The 15,169-nt window shown below is 38.1% G+C and carries 16 protein-coding genes; all 16 read right to left on the minus strand.

Annotated features, from left to right (window positions below; genetic code table 11):
* Nucleotides 1–402: 402 nt before the first annotated feature.
* The 16 genes from PCY06_RS04950 to PCY06_RS05025 all read right to left on the minus strand — a co-directional run bounded on the left by PCY06_RS04950 (nt 403) and on the right by PCY06_RS05025 (nt 15,169).
* Nucleotides 403–1,395 carry an alpha-ketoacid dehydrogenase subunit beta gene (locus PCY06_RS04950; protein ID WP_061594870.1) on the minus strand — a complete coding sequence of 331 codons (993 nt, stop codon included), beginning with the start codon at nt 1,393–1,395 and terminating at the stop codon, nt 403–405.
* Nucleotides 1,396–1,411: 16 nt separating this feature from the next.
* Nucleotides 1,412–2,380: a thiamine pyrophosphate-dependent dehydrogenase E1 component subunit alpha gene (locus PCY06_RS04955; RefSeq protein ID WP_061585042.1), complete on the minus strand. Its 969-nt coding sequence runs from the start codon at nt 2,378–2,380 to the stop codon at nt 1,412–1,414.
* A 216-nt stretch (nt 2,381–2,596) separates the two neighbouring features.
* The gene (locus PCY06_RS04960) at nt 2,597–3,763 is read right to left on the minus strand and encodes an acetyl-CoA carboxylase biotin carboxylase subunit family protein (RefSeq protein ID WP_060970612.1); all 1,167 of its coding nucleotides are present in this window, start codon (nt 3,761–3,763) and stop codon (nt 2,597–2,599) included.
* 12 nt (nt 3,764–3,775) lie between these two features.
* Nucleotides 3,776–4,516: an esterase family protein gene (locus PCY06_RS04965; RefSeq protein ID WP_045634825.1), complete on the minus strand. Its 741-nt coding sequence runs from the start codon at nt 4,514–4,516 to the stop codon at nt 3,776–3,778.
* Between the two features lie 49 nt (nt 4,517–4,565).
* Nucleotides 4,566–5,390 carry an alpha/beta hydrolase gene (locus PCY06_RS04970; RefSeq protein ID WP_060553604.1) on the minus strand — a complete coding sequence of 275 codons (825 nt, stop codon included), beginning with the start codon at nt 5,388–5,390 and terminating at the stop codon, nt 4,566–4,568.
* Between the two features lie 93 nt (nt 5,391–5,483).
* Nucleotides 5,484–6,281, minus strand: a complete 798-nt coding sequence (locus tag PCY06_RS04975) for a formate/nitrite transporter family protein (protein ID WP_060954898.1) — start codon at nt 6,279–6,281, stop codon at nt 5,484–5,486.
* 127 nt (nt 6,282–6,408) lie between these two features.
* Nucleotides 6,409–7,098: a glucosaminidase domain-containing protein gene (locus PCY06_RS04980; protein WP_012000547.1), complete on the minus strand. Its 690-nt coding sequence runs from the start codon at nt 7,096–7,098 to the stop codon at nt 6,409–6,411.
* A 133-nt stretch (nt 7,099–7,231) separates the two neighbouring features.
* Nucleotides 7,232–7,825 (minus strand): ribosome biogenesis GTP-binding protein YihA/YsxC, encoded by a 594-nt coding sequence (yihA, locus tag PCY06_RS04985; RefSeq protein WP_045634822.1) that lies wholly within the window; start codon nt 7,823–7,825, stop codon nt 7,232–7,234.
* 8 nt (nt 7,826–7,833) lie between these two features.
* Nucleotides 7,834–9,063: an ATP-dependent Clp protease ATP-binding subunit ClpX gene (gene clpX, locus PCY06_RS04990; RefSeq protein ID WP_008808666.1), complete on the minus strand. Its 1,230-nt coding sequence runs from the start codon at nt 9,061–9,063 to the stop codon at nt 7,834–7,836.
* Nucleotides 9,064–9,271: 208 nt separating this feature from the next.
* Complete coding sequence (locus PCY06_RS04995) at nt 9,272–9,784, minus strand: dihydrofolate reductase (protein WP_045634820.1); 513 nt, start codon at nt 9,782–9,784, stop codon at nt 9,272–9,274.
* 145 nt (nt 9,785–9,929) lie between these two features.
* Nucleotides 9,930–10,430, minus strand: a complete 501-nt coding sequence (locus tag PCY06_RS05000) for a hypothetical protein (protein WP_045634819.1) — start codon at nt 10,428–10,430, stop codon at nt 9,930–9,932.
* 130 nt (nt 10,431–10,560) lie between these two features.
* On the minus strand, nt 10,561–11,400 hold the full coding sequence (locus PCY06_RS05005) for a thymidylate synthase (RefSeq protein WP_045634818.1): 840 nt from the start codon (nt 11,398–11,400) through the stop codon (nt 10,561–10,563).
* Nucleotides 11,401–11,498: 98 nt separating this feature from the next.
* Nucleotides 11,499–12,458, minus strand: coding sequence for an ROK family glucokinase (locus tag PCY06_RS05010; RefSeq protein WP_045774034.1), 960 nt, complete (start codon nt 12,456–12,458; stop codon nt 11,499–11,501).
* Nucleotides 12,459–12,633: 175 nt separating this feature from the next.
* Nucleotides 12,634–13,479 (minus strand): alpha/beta hydrolase, encoded by an 846-nt coding sequence (locus PCY06_RS05015; RefSeq protein WP_060970606.1) that lies wholly within the window; start codon nt 13,477–13,479, stop codon nt 12,634–12,636.
* A 113-nt stretch (nt 13,480–13,592) separates the two neighbouring features.
* Nucleotides 13,593–14,195 (minus strand): lysozyme family protein, encoded by a 603-nt coding sequence (locus PCY06_RS05020; protein WP_082307639.1) that lies wholly within the window; start codon nt 14,193–14,195, stop codon nt 13,593–13,595.
* Nucleotides 14,195–15,169, minus strand: a complete 975-nt coding sequence (locus tag PCY06_RS05025) for a nucleoid-associated protein (RefSeq protein WP_061601988.1) — start codon at nt 15,167–15,169, stop codon at nt 14,195–14,197. The genes PCY06_RS05020 and PCY06_RS05025 overlap by 1 nt, the downstream gene beginning before the upstream one ends.

Raw genomic sequence — 15,169 nt, forward strand, 5'->3', positions numbered from 1 at the left:
TGAAAATAGGAAACTTGACGAAGAAACTTTAGTTTCTAGGAAAGTTTATCTTTTTCAGGCAGACTTTAGCCCGTGTTCGAATATAAGATATTAAGGACGCAGAGGGCAATGAAAAAATAGGAAATTGACGATGTGTTCCATGAACACAAGAAAATCTATCTTTTTTTCGCAGTCCTCCGTCCGAATTCAACTCTACAAGCAACTTGGGTACAACACGTATCTCAAGTTGCTACGGTTGCCGCTATTAGGCGGTCAACCTAGTAGACTTACTAATTCATTCGTCGAATATTATCGATTCGACTCACTCATGTCGCAACTTTATATATAACTCGGATACAAAACATAACTCAAGTTACTAAAGTTAAAATCTCTAAAAATTTACGTAATTTAATTTATGTAATATTATTCTTTGTTATAAGTCTTACGGATTGCATCTTTGATGCTTTCAACGGTCGGAATCATTGCATTTTCTAGGTTTTGTGCGTAAGGCATTGGCACATCTTCTCCAGCACAACGGCGGATTGGTGCATCTAGATAATCAAATGCTTCTGACTCCGAAATGATAGCTGAAATCTCTCCGATATAGCCACTTGTTTTGTAGGCATCATTGACAAGCACAACCTTACCTGTCTTCTTCACTGAGTTAATGATGATATCCTTATCAAGTGGAACAAGGGTAAGTGGGTCCACAATTTCAACTGAAATTCCTTCTTCAGCCAATTCTTCAGCAGCTTGAACCACACGGCGAAGCATTTTACCATAAGTAACAACTGTTACATCTGTCCCTTCGCGTTTGATTTCCCCAACTCCAAGTGGAATTGTATAGTCTGGATCAACTGGCACTTCCCCTTTTTGGTTAAATTCTGACTTGTACTCAAGAATGATAACAGGGTTATTATCACGGATAGCAGACTTGAGTAGTCCTTTCATGTCAGCAGGCGTACCTGGTGCTACAACCTTAAGTCCAGGAATGTGAGTGAACCAAGACTCTAGAGACTGAGAGTGCTGGGCTGCAGAACCTACTCCGTTACCAGCTGCACATCGAACAGTCATTGGAACCTGACCCTTACCACCAAACATATAACGTGTTTTAGCGGCTTGGTTGACGATATTGTCCATGGCAATAACAGAGAAATCCATGAAGGTCATATCGACAATTGGACGGAGTCCTGTCATGGCTGCTCCTGCTGCTGCTCCAGAGATGGCAGCTTCAGAAATCGGACAGTCACGGACGCGTTCTGGACCAAATTCTTCAAGCATTCCAACAGAAGTTCCGAAGTCTCCTCCGAAGACACCGACGTCTTCTCCCATCAGGAACACATTTTCATCGCGACGCATTTCCTCAGACATAGCAAGGATAATGGTGTCACGGAACGACATTGTTTTTGTTTCCATTTTTATCTCTTTCTCCTTAGTCTGCGTAAATATCTTCAAAGGCCGATTCAAGCGGTGGAAATGGACTTTCTTCTGCAAATTTAACAGAAGCTTCTACTGCTTCCTTAACTTGCGCTTGGATTTCTTCCAATTCTTCGGCACTTGCAATATTGTTTTCAATGAGGTACTTGCGAAGGTTTTCGATTGGGTCTTTTTGTTTCCACAATTCTACTTCTTCACGCGTACGATATTTACCAGGGTCAGATGACGAGTGACCAAGCCAGCGGTAAGTTACACTTTCAATCAAGACAGGACCATTGCCACCACGAACATGATCAACAGCTTTCTTAAATCCTTCATAGACATCGATAACATTGTTTCCATCTTCGATAAACATTCCTGGGATTCCGTAAGCAGCACTACGGTGATGGATATGCTCCACATTGGTCATTTTCTTGATATCCGCAGAGATTCCATAACCATTGTTAATGCAATAGAAAATCACTGGTAGTTTCCAGATAGAGGCCATATTCACCGCTTCGTGGAAGACACCTTCATTGGTTGCACCATCTCCAAAGAAGCAGACTACAATCTTACCAGTCTTCTGCATTTCCTGAGTCAACGCTGCCCCAACTGCAATTCCCATACCGCCTCCGACGATACCATTGGCACCAAGGTTACCTGCATCAAGGTCAGCGATGTGCATAGACCCACCTTTACCTTTACAGGTCCCAGTGTATTTGCCAAGGATTTCAGCCATCATTCCATTGAGGTCGATCCCTTTGGCAATAGCTTGTCCGTGCCCACGGTGGTTGGATGTGATCAGGTCATCTGCATTTAAAGCCAGCATGGCTCCAACATTAGCCGCTTCTTCCCCGACAGAAAAATGAGTCATACCAGGAACTTTTCCTTTTTTTACTAGTTGTGCAATTTTTAAGTCCATACGACGGATTTCTTCCATCTTACGGAACATCTCTAATAGGAGAGATTTGTCTAAAGTTGCCATATTATTGCCTTTCTAAGCTACAATTTACTATTATATTTTAAACAATTATGAAAACCCTGTCAAAGTTTATGCTTTTTGTTATTTCACAAAGAAAAACCTGTCTATCCGTTGAATAGACCGGTTTTAGAACTTTAAACAAAAATTTCACAATCTTTTTATGCTAGATTAGTTTTTAGCTTTTTTAAACTGTTAAATAATAGAAATGAATGATTTAGCTTAGTCTGCTTTTTGGGCGAAATCTTCAATCATTTGCTCCATTTGATCACGACTAGGGGTAGTCAACATATAGAGGAAGTCTCCTTGTAGCTCTGCAAAAGCAGCAGGCATGTCTTTCTTTACCTTGAAGTTATCTTTATATTTTTCCAGCAACTCTTCCTCAGCATATGCATAATTAGTTGAAGCGCGACGCGAAGTAGCAAGACAGAACTGAGGTGCCATGTGTGCAGCTGGGAAAGGCTCTCCTGCTACAATAGCCGCATATCCTTTGTAAAGATCAATTGAATGAGCAAAATTATAAACATCAATTGTAAAACCACCCGCAGGACGGTTATTGTACTCAATTGCCACATAATCATCCCCATCACGGAAGAACTCAATATGGAAAAAACGCTCTTTCATACCGAAGACTTTAACAATTGCTTCTCCGTAAGCACGGAGCTTGGGATCCATATCCTTGAGGACGTAGTAGGAATTATCCATCTTATAGATCATCAAATCTAAAGGTGTATGGGCATAGTCGAAGGTAGTTGAAAAGACAATATTACCATCTTTATCTACCAAACCATCAAATGTACAAATCTCACCTGACTGAACAAACTTTTCAAAGAAATAAACTGTTTCTTGATTCCATTCTGATTTGAAATGTTCTACGTCTTCTTTCGTCTCTAATTTAAAAGTCGCTGCTGCTCCTACACCATTATCTGGTTTAGCTATCAAAGGTAAACCAAGTTTATTAACAGCTAAGTCAACTCCTGAAATGGTCTTGACAACCTGTCCAGGCACAACAGGAACACCAGCCTTTTTAAAGAGTTTTTTCATTTCAGACTTAAATTTTGTTTTCTTCAAATCTTTTGGCTTAGCTCCAAAGACATTAAATTGTTCACGAAGCTGAGCGTCCTGCTCCAACCAATATTCATTATGAGATTCAATCCGATCAATAGGCCCATGCTTATAGAAGAGAAAGGCAACAGCTCTTTTTACTTCGTCAAGATTTTCGAGATTTTCAACACGGAAATATTCTGTCAGAGCATCTTTTAAAGGTTGATCTAGCTGGTCATAAGGCTCTTGGCCAATTCCCAAAACATTAATACCTTGATTAGCTAATTCAATTGTGAATTGTTGAAAATTTTGAGGATAATAAGGGGATATAACGATATAATTCATAAATGACCTCCATTAAAGGTTGAGTTCGTTAAGGAAATATGGCATTTGCTTACGCCACCAGACCCAGTCATGAGCCACATCATGGCCCCACTCAGCAAACCAAGCAGGAATCTGTTTATAATCAAAAGCTCTTTTCAAAGTGTAAAAAGATGGCAATCCATCCGCCTCCCAAGCTCCATGACCGGTGCAAACAATGATATCTGCTTGTCGATAACGATCAATAAACCAGCCATCATTTTGATTCCAAATATAGTCAGCTGGAGAGTTCTGATAAACAGCCTCATCGTTCCCATAATCACCTAAAAAATATCGTGCATCATAGACACCGCTAAGAGCAATTACTTTATTAAAAACATCGGGATGTTGAAGAAAGAAATTCATAGCATGATAACCACCCATTGAACAGCCTGTCGTCATCATAGGATCAAACCAGCCCGTTTTATGTTTAATAAAAGGAATGGCTTCTTGGATGACATAGTGTTCATAAGCACGATGCATCTCTGCTCTATCGTGCGGGCTCTTCCAATCTGCTAACCAACTTTCACTATCAACACTGCTCAAAGTAAAAAATTGTACTTTACCAGCTTCTATAAAACCAGAGCAAGCATCAATCATGCCAAAGTCTGCATATTCATTATGACTTCCACCAGAAGAGGCAAAGACGAGAACAGGAAGACCAGAATGCCCATAGCGATTAACATACATTTCTCGATTAAGATTTCCACTCCAATGACTTAAAAATTCAACATGCATAATAGACTCCTTTCTTTGATACATTAAGATCATTTCCTATAGACTGTATTTACCACTGCTCACTTAAAAAACGAAGGCAATCAAGTAAATGTTCTGACCAAGCAATCTCGTTATGTTCGGCACCAGCCTGAATTTTTAAAACAAGATTGTCAATATCTATACCAGCAACTAAGAGCTGACGATAGTATTTAACAGATGAATCAATATAAGCTTGTTTTATATTACCAGCCATCAAGGTTTTATCCGTATCATCTGCCTCATCGGTTCCAACATAAATAAAGACCCGTTGATTCAGTTTAAGTGATTGACGCTTGATATAGCGATCAAAATCTTCTTGATGAAGCCAATTAGCGGATGAAAAAACACCGAGACAACCAATTTGGTCTTCATATTCAACACCCATAAACTGAGTAATATTGCCACCTAAAGAGCTCCCGATCATAGCCGTATGTTTGAAATCTGATTTGGTTCGATAATTTTCGTCAATAAAAGGTTTGACGACATCCATAACGAACTCAGCGTACTCACTTCCCTTGCCACCAAAAGAAACACCTGGAATATTCATTTCTTTATACTTCCACGCCGAGTATTCATTCATTCGATTGACTCCATCATTATCAATTGCGACGACAATCATTTTTTCTAAATCAGGATTGCGTTTGATAATTGGAATAATCTTCCAGGAATGACCGCTGAAAGACTCTTTACTATAAAGAACATTTTGTCCATCATGAAAATAAACAACAGGATAACTTTTTTCAAGATCCTCTGAGTAATTTTTCGGCAATAAGACTCGAACTCTACGTTTTGTCTGGCTATATGGGACAAGAAGTTCATGAGTTTTCATATCTAGGTAAAAATAAGATTTGTTCATTATCTGAAAACTTTCTATTTCCAATAAATTTTATCTATTATAACACAAAAAAAGAAAAAAAGTCAGGTTTTCCTGAACTTTTTTTAATTATATCTAATCAACGTACGTTTCTTCGTCTTTGTTCATCCAAGCATATGGAAGACCAATCAACAGACCACCACCAATTACATTACCAATAAATGTAATGCTGAAATGTCTTAAAACATTGAAAACATCAAATCCTTGGACCTGACTAGCAATCTTATTAAAAGCAATCAATGAGAAAGAGGCAAAGTTTGCAGCCAAGTGTTCGTTAGTCAAAAACACGAACATATATATAGCTGAAATGACGATCCACATTTTTGCTGTAGAACTCTTAATCAATAAGAATGATAAAATAGCAACATTTACAAAAATGTTAGCCGCAATAGCTTCAAATAAAACTACACTATTACCTCGGCTAAGCTTGTTTGCAACAACTGTCCCAACGAAGCCATCCGGTGTCAATCCAGCATAAGCTACTGTTTGGTTGAAAATCCAACCAATAATTGCCGCTCCAACAAGATTAAAGAAAGTACAGTACAGTAAAATCAGCAAGGCTTTATAAAACTTGATTTTTTTCAAAAAAGTTCCTGCAGTCAAGTACATCATGTTTGATGTTGTTAACTCAGCGTTTAAGAAGAGGATATATACCAATCCCCAAGCAAATATGAACGGAAACAGGAGGCGTCCAGAGCCTGGTACTATCTTGTTAATAACGTCTGCAGCAATTGCTCCTGCAGCAGTACTTAATGTTAAGAAAGCCCCAGCGTACATAGAACGAACAGCATACTTTGCTTTACTACTATCAAATAAGGCCTCTTTCTTCTGACAAGCAAATGCAACTTTTGTGATAAATGACGATTCTGCCATACTAATTTCCCTTTAAAAAATATTACGACCATTATATCATAAAATGAAGAATTACGAAATCGTTTTCTTAAATTTTAAGAGAAAAAAGAATTAGGATCTTTTCCTAACTCTTTTCCTACTTTTTCGTTTAACGATTCGCCCAAGCGACGTCTTCGTCCAATATTTCTTGACTAGTATACTGCTGACGATAAATATTATAAACAAGATCGCCACTGTATGCTTGCTGATAACTGGGAGTATCATATTGAGTCAAGTTATACTTTTCAATAATATAATTTAATTTTGCATTATAACTTGAATCTGTCGCATAAACACCTGTTAAAGCTGCTGTTGCATCTTGATAGCTAGTCGTATTGCTCTTCCAAGCATTCGCATAATAACCTTGGCGAAGAATTGCTACATAATCCTGTAAAGATTCATAATAACTTGGGTAAGAACGGAATTCTGCATCAATATTATACGCATTACCTTGACCATCATCTTCCCAAGTAAGCATTGTAGCAGACTGGCCACCATAGTGTCCTTTTACACCAAAGAGATTGTAGTGAGGCGCTGAAGCCAATCCTGAACGACCTGAATTACTTTCAAGAATAGCTTGGGCGATCATTACAGAAGCATATAAGTCATTTTCCTGACCCAATTGACGAGCCGATTCTGCTATCTGAGAAATAAATACTTCAGTTGGATTGTAGTATTGAACTGTTTGTTCTTCGTTAGCATCAACTGACTTAGTATTGTTTGCTAGTAAAGCACTAATCATAATAGCAGACATAAATACTGTCATCACTGCTAAAAGTGCACTCATTTTCTTCTTCATAGTCTTAACTCCTAAAAAATACTATAATAATTGTAGCATAATAAATAATGACATAAAATGCGAATTGATTACAATTTCATGACAGTTTTACTTTTTCTTAGTAAAAAAACAGAAGTGCTCTTCTGCTTTTTTGTTATTCATTCACTTTTTCTAAGATAGCATCCCAAGATGCATCCATACCAGTTTTATCTACTGATGAAAAGAGAATAAATGTATCAGCCGGATCAAAATTTAGTTTTTTCTTGATTGCCGATTCATGTTTGTTCCATTTCCCACGAGGAATCTTATCTGCTTTTGTTGCTACAAGAATCACTGGAATTTCATAGTACTTCAAAAATTCATACATTTGAACATCATCCGCACTTGGATCGTGTCGTAAATCAACTAAACTGACTACAGCTCGCAGATTCTCTCTGCTGGTCAGGTATTCTTCAATCATTCTTCCCCATTTAGCACGTTCAGTCTTTGAAACCTTAGCATAACCATAGCCAGGAACATCAACAAACCGAAGTTTATCATCAATATTGAAGAAGTTTAACAATTGAGTTTTCCCAGGTTTCCCAGATGTACGCGCTAAATTTTTACGATTAAGCATCGTATTAATAAAACTTGATTTACCGACGTTAGATCTACCAGCAAGAGCGATTTCTGGAATATCATCTTGAGGATAGTGAGATTTATTAGCCGCACTCAGCAAAATTTCTGCATTATGTGTGTTAATTTCCATGTTCTACCTCAAGCAGTCTCTAAAATTGGCTTATCAGTACCATCAACAGCTTCCTTAGTGATTCGGACAAGTTTCACATTTTCTTTACTTGGAACTTCAAACATAACATCCATCATTGTTTCTTCGATGATAGAACGTAGACCACGGGCCCCAGTTTTGCGCTCAATGGCCTTGTTCGCGATTTCCTGTAAAGCATCATCATCAAACTCTAGTTTAACATCATCGTAAGACAAGAGAGCCTGGTATTGTTTAACCAAAGCATTCTTAGGCTCGCGAAGAATACGAACCAAGTCGTCTACAGTCAGTTGTTCCAGAGCAGCAAAAACAGGCAAACGACCAATTAATTCAGGGATAATTCCAAATTTTTGAATATCTTCAGCAATAATAGCTTGCATGTAGGACTCGTTTTCATCGATAGCTTTGTTATTTTGACCAAAACCAATAATTTTCTCGCCCAAACGTTGTTTTACAATTTCTTCAATCCCATCAAAGGCACCACCAACGATGAAAAGAATATTTTTGGTATCAACCTGAATCATCTCTTGCTGCGGATGTTTGCGACCTCCTTGAGGCGGAACACTTGCTACAGTACCCTCAATAATTTTTAAGAGAGCCTGCTGTACTCCTTCACCTGATACATCGCGCGTGATAGAAACATTTTCACTCTTTTTAGCGATCTTATCAATCTCATCTACGTATATGATTCCGCGTTCTGCACGTTCGATATTGAAATCAGCCGCCTGCAAAAGTTTTAAAAGAATATTTTCTACATCTTCTCCGACATAACCAGCCTCTGTTAAAGCTGTCGCATCAGCAATCGCAAACGGTACATTTAAACTTCTAGCCAAGGTCTGAGCAAGAAAAGTTTTTCCAGAACCCGTTGGACCGATCATTAAGATATTTGATTTTTGCAATTCAACATCATCTTCTTCACGGCTGTCGTGAAAATTAATGCGCTTGTAGTGATTATATACTGCTACAGCTAGCGCTCTTTTAGCGCGCTCTTGACCGATGACATAATGGTTTAGAATATGCAATAATTCTTGAGGTTTTGGAACCTCTGACAAGTCAGCTAAGACTTCTTCGGCTAATTCTTCACGGATAATTTCTTGTGCTAATTCTACACACTCATTACAAATAAAAGCGTTATTACCCGCAATAATCTTTTGAACCTCATCTTGGTTCTTCCCACAAAATGAACAATATACCATCATCTCTTCATTACGATTTGTAGGCATAATACTAGTCTCCCTTTAATATATATTCGTCAAATTAAAATAAAGTCATATAAAAAGCGTGAATACTATTCACTAAATTTGTAAAGGCATTAAGCAAAAATAAAATGGACAAACCATACCGCCTTTTTCTAAAAGTTTGTACGGAACAAACAAGGCAAATGGCGCACAAAAAGGCCGTAAAAACCCCAAAAACACTTCTTTCCACTTTTTATGAACCCTTTCTTTCTAGAACTTTCACGGTAAAATCATACAAATTCTTGTCATCTTTAGGATGAAATTGGCTATTGACTTCTCTAAATGCTCTTAAGTCAAAATCCTTTGGAAAATAAGTATCACCCTCAAAACAAGCATGAATTTCAGTTTTAATAATTTCATCTAAATGATGCTGAAATAAGGAAAAAATTTGACCACCGCCAATGATATAAAGATTTTTCTCCTGTTCCTCATACCACTTTAAAACAGAAGGCAAATCGTGAAATATTAAGACAGATTCATTTTCAACAGTATAATTCGGATCCTTAGTCAGAATAAGACTTGTCCGGTTTGGTAAAACACGCTGATCCATACCATCGAAAGTCACTCTTCCCATTAAAATAGCATGACCAGAAGTAATTTCTTTAAAGTGCTTTAACTCTGCTGGTAAATGCCAAGGCAAGGATTGATTTTTTCCAATCAGCTCATTTTGATCTTGTGCCCAAATCGCCGCAATCTTTTTAGTCATTTCATAATCCTTTTAATTGATATTTCTATTCTATCAAAAAATATAAAAAAAGACTTGATTGGACTACCACTTCTCTTCATTTATTTCCAAGTGAAAGCAGATAAAAATTCGATAACCATTGAGGTTATCGAATTAAACTTTGGATTTAAGATTTATTTTTTTTCGCCTTCATAAATAGAATGTAAACTACCAAAAGAGCTAAAACTCCAAATGCAGAAATATATAATACTGTAGAATCTGATCTTTTATGTTCAACAGAAGCGGTCTCCGTCTCCGAATTATCAGTATTAGGATCTACATCACAAGCATCTCTCTTTTTTGACTTTTCCTCTGTAGCAGTCTCTTCACCACTTGTTTGATTTTGTTTGTTTTTGGGCCCCTTTCCATGGCAGCGAAGAGCAAGAGATTTCCGTTTCTCTCTTAAAGTCTTCTTGTGGTTTCGAGATTCAATCTGTTTCGAACCATCAAGCACTTCAACTGAAGATTGCTCTCTCTTCTCTACTCTCCAGTGATTTAAGCGAACTTGATCATCAGCTTTGACTTCTGCTACTTGGAAGAATAAGACAAGAATTGCAAGCAAAGCGATAGATAATACAAGACCCCAAGATTGTTTTGGTCTATGCATCTTTAAAAAACCAGCTATCATATTAGCACCTCCAAAGGTAAGCGTTTGCAACAGTTATATCTATTGTCATTATACCACTTTATATCTTTCCTGCAATTATCTGCTACGAAAGAAAAATCCCACCGAAAAACTTCGGTAGGAATTATTGAAATTAAATTGCTAAATCAAATTTGAGCTGAGGTTTAACTGGATCATAGTCTAATAACTCAAAATCCTCTGCTTTAATATTGAAGAAATTGGTCCCGTCAGGCACATTTAGAACGAGCCGTGGCTGACAGTCGCTAGGTTCTCGACGCAACAGCTCCTCCGCCTGCTCGAACTGATTGTCATAGATGTGCAAGTTATTGATAAAGTAAAAGAACTTGCCTACCTTCCAGCCAAAATGCTTGGCAATCATCATCTGTAAAGCCACATACTGCATAGCATTAATATGGTGAGCAACTAGCATATCATTGGAACGTTGAGTCAGAGTCGCATCCAGATAAATGTCTCCATCCACACGACGAACGTCAAACATTGTTTGGAAAGCACACGGGAGCAAGCCGTCTGTTTCTTCAAAAGCTTCATAATCCCATAGAGAAATGATGTTGCGACGATTCCAAGGATTGGCTTCCAGCTGTTGGAGAATTTTATGGATAATATCATGCTTCTTGACAACCGCTCCGTAACGCTGACCAATGGTACCCGTATCGCTAACTTCCCAATCATTCCAATAGTGAACATTATACTTGTCGTTGAGCAGTCCTAGACTATTAGACTGGTCTTGATAAATCCAGAGTACTTCCTTGATGGCAGACTTAATGGCAATAGGGCGCAGAGTCGTGATCGGGAATTCTCCTTTGCTCAAATCGTACTCAGCAAAAGAACCAGTGATGTATTTGGAGTTAGCCACATTTCCATCCTTGTATCGTGGACGGGCATTTTCAGAGAATACTCCCTCTTTTAATATTCTTCTAATATTTTCTTTAAAAATCGTATCAGCTTTTGTCATTAGATCTCCTTCAACAGTAAACAACTTCTAGTATTATAGCAAACTTCCCATAAAAACTCTCCCACAGAGTCTGCAGGAGAATAAAATGAATTTTTAAATTATTGAAGAACCAAAGATGCTGCACCGATAACACCAGCATCATTTCCTAGAGTTGCCAAAGCTAATTTTGTTGATGTACGAACCTGAGGGAAGGTATTTTCGTCATAAACCTTTTGAATTCCCTCTAACAAGAAAGGTCCAGCAGCTGATACACCGCCACCGATAACAATCGTAGATGGATTAAGGATTGATCCAATATTCGCGCAAGCAATTCCTAGGTAACGAGAGAAGTTTCTATAAACGATAAGGGCTAACTCATCTTCTTCTTTTGCTAAATCAAAAACTGTTTTAGCTGTGACTTCTTCTCCATTATCGATGAGTTTCTTTAATTCAGCATCGCCAGCATACTCATCAGCATACCGACGAGTTAAGTTGACAATACCTGTCGCAGACGCAACAGTTTCCAAACAGCCCTTCTTTCCGCAAGTACATGGAATTGGCTGATCAAAATCAACAGTAATATGCCCAAGCTCTCCTGCTGCACCGGCAACGCCATGAAGAAGTTTACCTTCAGCGACAATACCGCCACCTACACCAGTTCCTAAGGTCATAAAAACAACATCAGGCTGATTTTCTCCAGCTCCCATCCAGCGTTCCCCCAATGCTGCGACATTCGCATCATTGTCGATAAAGAATGGAATTCCAGTAGCTTTTTCAATTTTTTCTTTTACGGGTTGCAAGGTTTTCCAGTTTAGGTTATAGGCACCAATAACAGTACCTTTTTCACGGTCTACCACTCCAGGAGAACCCATTCCGATTCCCAAGAAATGATCTGCAGTTAGCTGAAGCAAGTCCAAACGATGAAGAATTGATTCAATCATATCATCAACGATATGGCTTCCTTCATCTAAAATATTTGTTTTTATAGACCATTTTTCTTGAATTTGTCCTTCTTGAGTTAAAATTGCAAATTTGATGGAGGTACCACCAAGGTCAATACCAATGATTTTTTTAGACATTGTCCTCTCCTCTGATTCTTTTATTCCACCCCATTATATCAGATTTTTTCAAAGTGGAAAAGGTTTGCATAAAGAAAATATAAAAAGAGTCCTTAAAGATTCATAATTAGTGTAAAACTCTCTGTTCTTTTATCTTATTCCTTTGGCAAGAAAACTGTTTGAAGCTAAAATTCTCTTATTTTCTCCACAAAAAGTCTATTAAAAGCTTATCTACTTCAGAGTTCTCGTGCAATCTGCTATGCTGGCCTCCTCGCCCAGATATTTTGACTTCCTTATAGGATTTAGCATGATTGATTAGCAAATATTTTAGCGCTTTTGATGAAATGTTTAGGACTGATCCATCTGTATTTCCACCAATATCACCATAGATATTCAGAACGTCTATTTGTTTGTCAGGATAAACCTCTCTTAATCCAGTAAGCTTTTGATATTGTTCATTCATTGCAGAAGGCTGTCCTGTTTGAGGATCTAAGGTCAAGTTTGATGGAAGGTTCCAATTCTCTAGACCAGCTACATGATTCGCCAAATTAACCTGCTTAGTCAATTTAGGTAGATTTTCTTCACTTCCATATTCTAAAAGGTAATAAAGAATGGACATATTTCCCATAGAATGCCCCACCATCTTCATTTCTTGAAATCCATAAGCTTGCTTAAGTTTTTCGACTACTGCTTTAGCATATGCAGCATCTTGTAAATAGTCAGGATTTCTATTGTCCTCATATTGAACCATGATAATTGGATTGATTGCACCTTTGGGAATACGGCCTCTTAAAGTGACCTGCCCCTTTCTGTCAACGTTCGCTTGAATAATTGTTTCTGTTACACCAGCCTTTTTAGCTGATTCCGTCATATGCCTTTCAGCATTGGCGCTGGAACCATAACCGTGAAAGAATAAGGTTGGGGTGGTAGATTGGACAAACTCATTTGATCTAAGTTTTGTATTGCTATTTTTCAGAAAAAACAATGATGAAAAAATAATAAAGATGACTAACAAAAGGAGAACGGAATATTTCTTTTTCATATGAATCCTCCATCTTAATTTTGTACAAAATTATATCATGTATCAATGATGGTTACAAGCAAATGAATTGCTGATTTATACCAATAAAAAGAAAGAAGCTTGATTGCTTCTTTCTAAAACCATTTTAAGAGTCGCATGATGTGCATATTCATCTTGACCTGACGGGAATAATAATAATTTCCTCCATTGATATAGAGCTCTGGGCCGTGGAAAATTGAAATCAAGTTATAGTAGCCATAGGTCTTGCCGGTTACATTTCCTAAGCTTGGTGCTACTACTTCTTTGGAATACTTTTTGGCCAGCTCCAGTGTATTCTCACCACCGTTTTTAGCTACGTAGTCGATATAGGCTTGACCGAAATTATAGGCTTGTACTGCTGTCCAAACGTCTACCTTTTTCTTGCTAGCTAACTCTAGGTTATCAGATAAGGTCTGAACTCCCTGTCGAATACTTTCTTTGTTGTCCCTGATAGCATTGGTTTGACCGGTCGCGCTTTCACTGGACTGCATAACATCAGTATCTTTCCCCTTGGTCTCTGTATAAATCATGGCCAACACCAATTCTTCATTGGCCGCTGTGTCACGTTCGTCCAATACTTCTCTGACTAAAGTCTGATACTTCATAACCTGCTTGACATCATGATGAATCTGATAAATCTTGTAGCCAGCAAAGAGCACAAAAAGGACTAGAATCAGTCTTCTTAGAAATTTAAACATTATTTATTTTGGATATCCTCGATGTTCTTAATCAAAATAGAATAGGTCCCATTATCGTTCTGGATAAATTCTACTGACTCTGCGTCTTGATAGATATTATTAGGAACAATGAGCTCAATTCCATTTGAAAGGGAGAGTTTCTGATTTTCGAACCTTTTCTTCTGGCGACTACTGTCAATCTCATCAAACTTGACTGGCTCAGGAATAGCTTCCTTGACTTGGTCAATAAAACTAAGTCGAGCTGTTAGATTGTTATCAAAAAGATCGTCAGCCAATTTTTCAGGTGACAGTTCGTCATTTTCTTCCAGATTTTTGAAAATACTGGATTTGACCTTAGACTGGAACTGAAAATCGTCTTTATTAAAACTTTCGGCAACTTTTTGAGCAGTCTTCTCAAGTGCTTTGATTGATTTCTTAGCTGAGATTGTCGGATTGACCTGCAAGAGATTATCTGACATATAATTGAGAAAAGCACCATTGTACTTGATGCGTTTTTCAATCAGATGGTACTTGCGAGATTTGAGATTGATGACCAAAGCCTCGTCCGCACCCGTACCAAAGCCAGGCAGATTGTTCTGCGTCAGCTTGATAGGATTGTCCACCTCACCACCCAAGTGGGTCAGGGTTTCTCGCAGAGCAATCCGCAGAAAAGCGAAGTGCTCTACACCTTCTTTGTCAAACTGGACAAAAATCAGATCGTTGGTTTTCTGGTTTTCACTGACAGAAAACTCCCCCTGCCAGAGCTTAGCCACTGTTACTGATGTTTCCAATAAGTCATCTGAAATCTGGGCTAAAAAGATGTTTTCCGGATCGAAAACACCTGTTTTAGCATCGTCAGAGTAGACCCGCTCAATCTTCTTGCGCAGGTATTCTTCAATCTTGGGAGTGATGTTGAGAAACTTATCCGCCAGTAGCAGTTCGGTATCAGCTGGGCTGAATTGATGAATAATCGCTTTTTTTACGTAAATATCCAT

Source organism: Streptococcus sp. SG1 (genome assembly GCF_030439935.1).
Classification (GTDB): Bacteria; Bacillota; Bacilli; order Lactobacillales; family Streptococcaceae; genus Streptococcus; species Streptococcus gordonii.

Coding starts and splice junctions, on each gene's coding strand:
- PCY06_RS05015 (WP_060970606.1), bottom strand. CDS start 13,479: ATGAAAAAGAAATATTCCGTTCTCCTTTTGTTAGTCATCTTTATTATT.
- PCY06_RS04975 (WP_060954898.1), bottom strand. CDS start 6,281: ATGGCAGAATCGTCATTTATCACAAAAGTTGCATTTGCTTGTCAGAAG.
- PCY06_RS04970 (WP_060553604.1), bottom strand. CDS start 5,390: ATGAACAAATCTTATTTTTACCTAGATATGAAAACTCATGAACTTCTT.
- PCY06_RS04960 (WP_060970612.1), bottom strand. CDS start 3,763: ATGAATTATATCGTTATATCCCCTTATTATCCTCAAAATTTTCAACAA.
- PCY06_RS04955 (WP_061585042.1), bottom strand. CDS start 2,380: ATGGCAACTTTAGACAAATCTCTCCTATTAGAGATGTTCCGTAAGATG.
- PCY06_RS04965 (WP_045634825.1), bottom strand. CDS start 4,516: ATGCATGTTGAATTTTTAAGTCATTGGAGTGGAAATCTTAATCGAGAA.
- PCY06_RS05005 (WP_045634818.1), bottom strand. CDS start 11,400: ATGACAAAAGCTGATACGATTTTTAAAGAAAATATTAGAAGAATATTA.
- PCY06_RS05010 (WP_045774034.1), bottom strand. CDS start 12,458: ATGTCTAAAAAAATCATTGGTATTGACCTTGGTGGTACCTCCATCAAA.
- PCY06_RS04950 (WP_061594870.1), bottom strand. CDS start 1,395: ATGGAAACAAAAACAATGTCGTTCCGTGACACCATTATCCTTGCTATG.
- PCY06_RS04980 (WP_012000547.1), bottom strand. CDS start 7,098: ATGAAGAAGAAAATGAGTGCACTTTTAGCAGTGATGACAGTATTTATG.
- PCY06_RS05025 (WP_061601988.1), bottom strand. CDS start 15,169: ATGGATATTTACGTAAAAAAAGCGATTATTCATCAATTCAGCCCAGCT.
- PCY06_RS05000 (WP_045634819.1), bottom strand. CDS start 10,430: ATGATAGCTGGTTTTTTAAAGATGCATAGACCAAAACAATCTTGGGGT.
- clpX (WP_008808666.1), bottom strand. CDS start 9,063: ATGCCTACAAATCGTAATGAAGAGATGATGGTATATTGTTCATTTTGT.
- PCY06_RS04995 (WP_045634820.1), bottom strand. CDS start 9,784: ATGACTAAAAAGATTGCGGCGATTTGGGCACAAGATCAAAATGAGCTG.
- PCY06_RS05020 (WP_082307639.1), bottom strand. CDS start 14,195: ATGTTTAAATTTCTAAGAAGACTGATTCTAGTCCTTTTTGTGCTCTTT.
- yihA (WP_045634822.1), bottom strand. CDS start 7,825: ATGGAAATTAACACACATAATGCAGAAATTTTGCTGAGTGCGGCTAAT.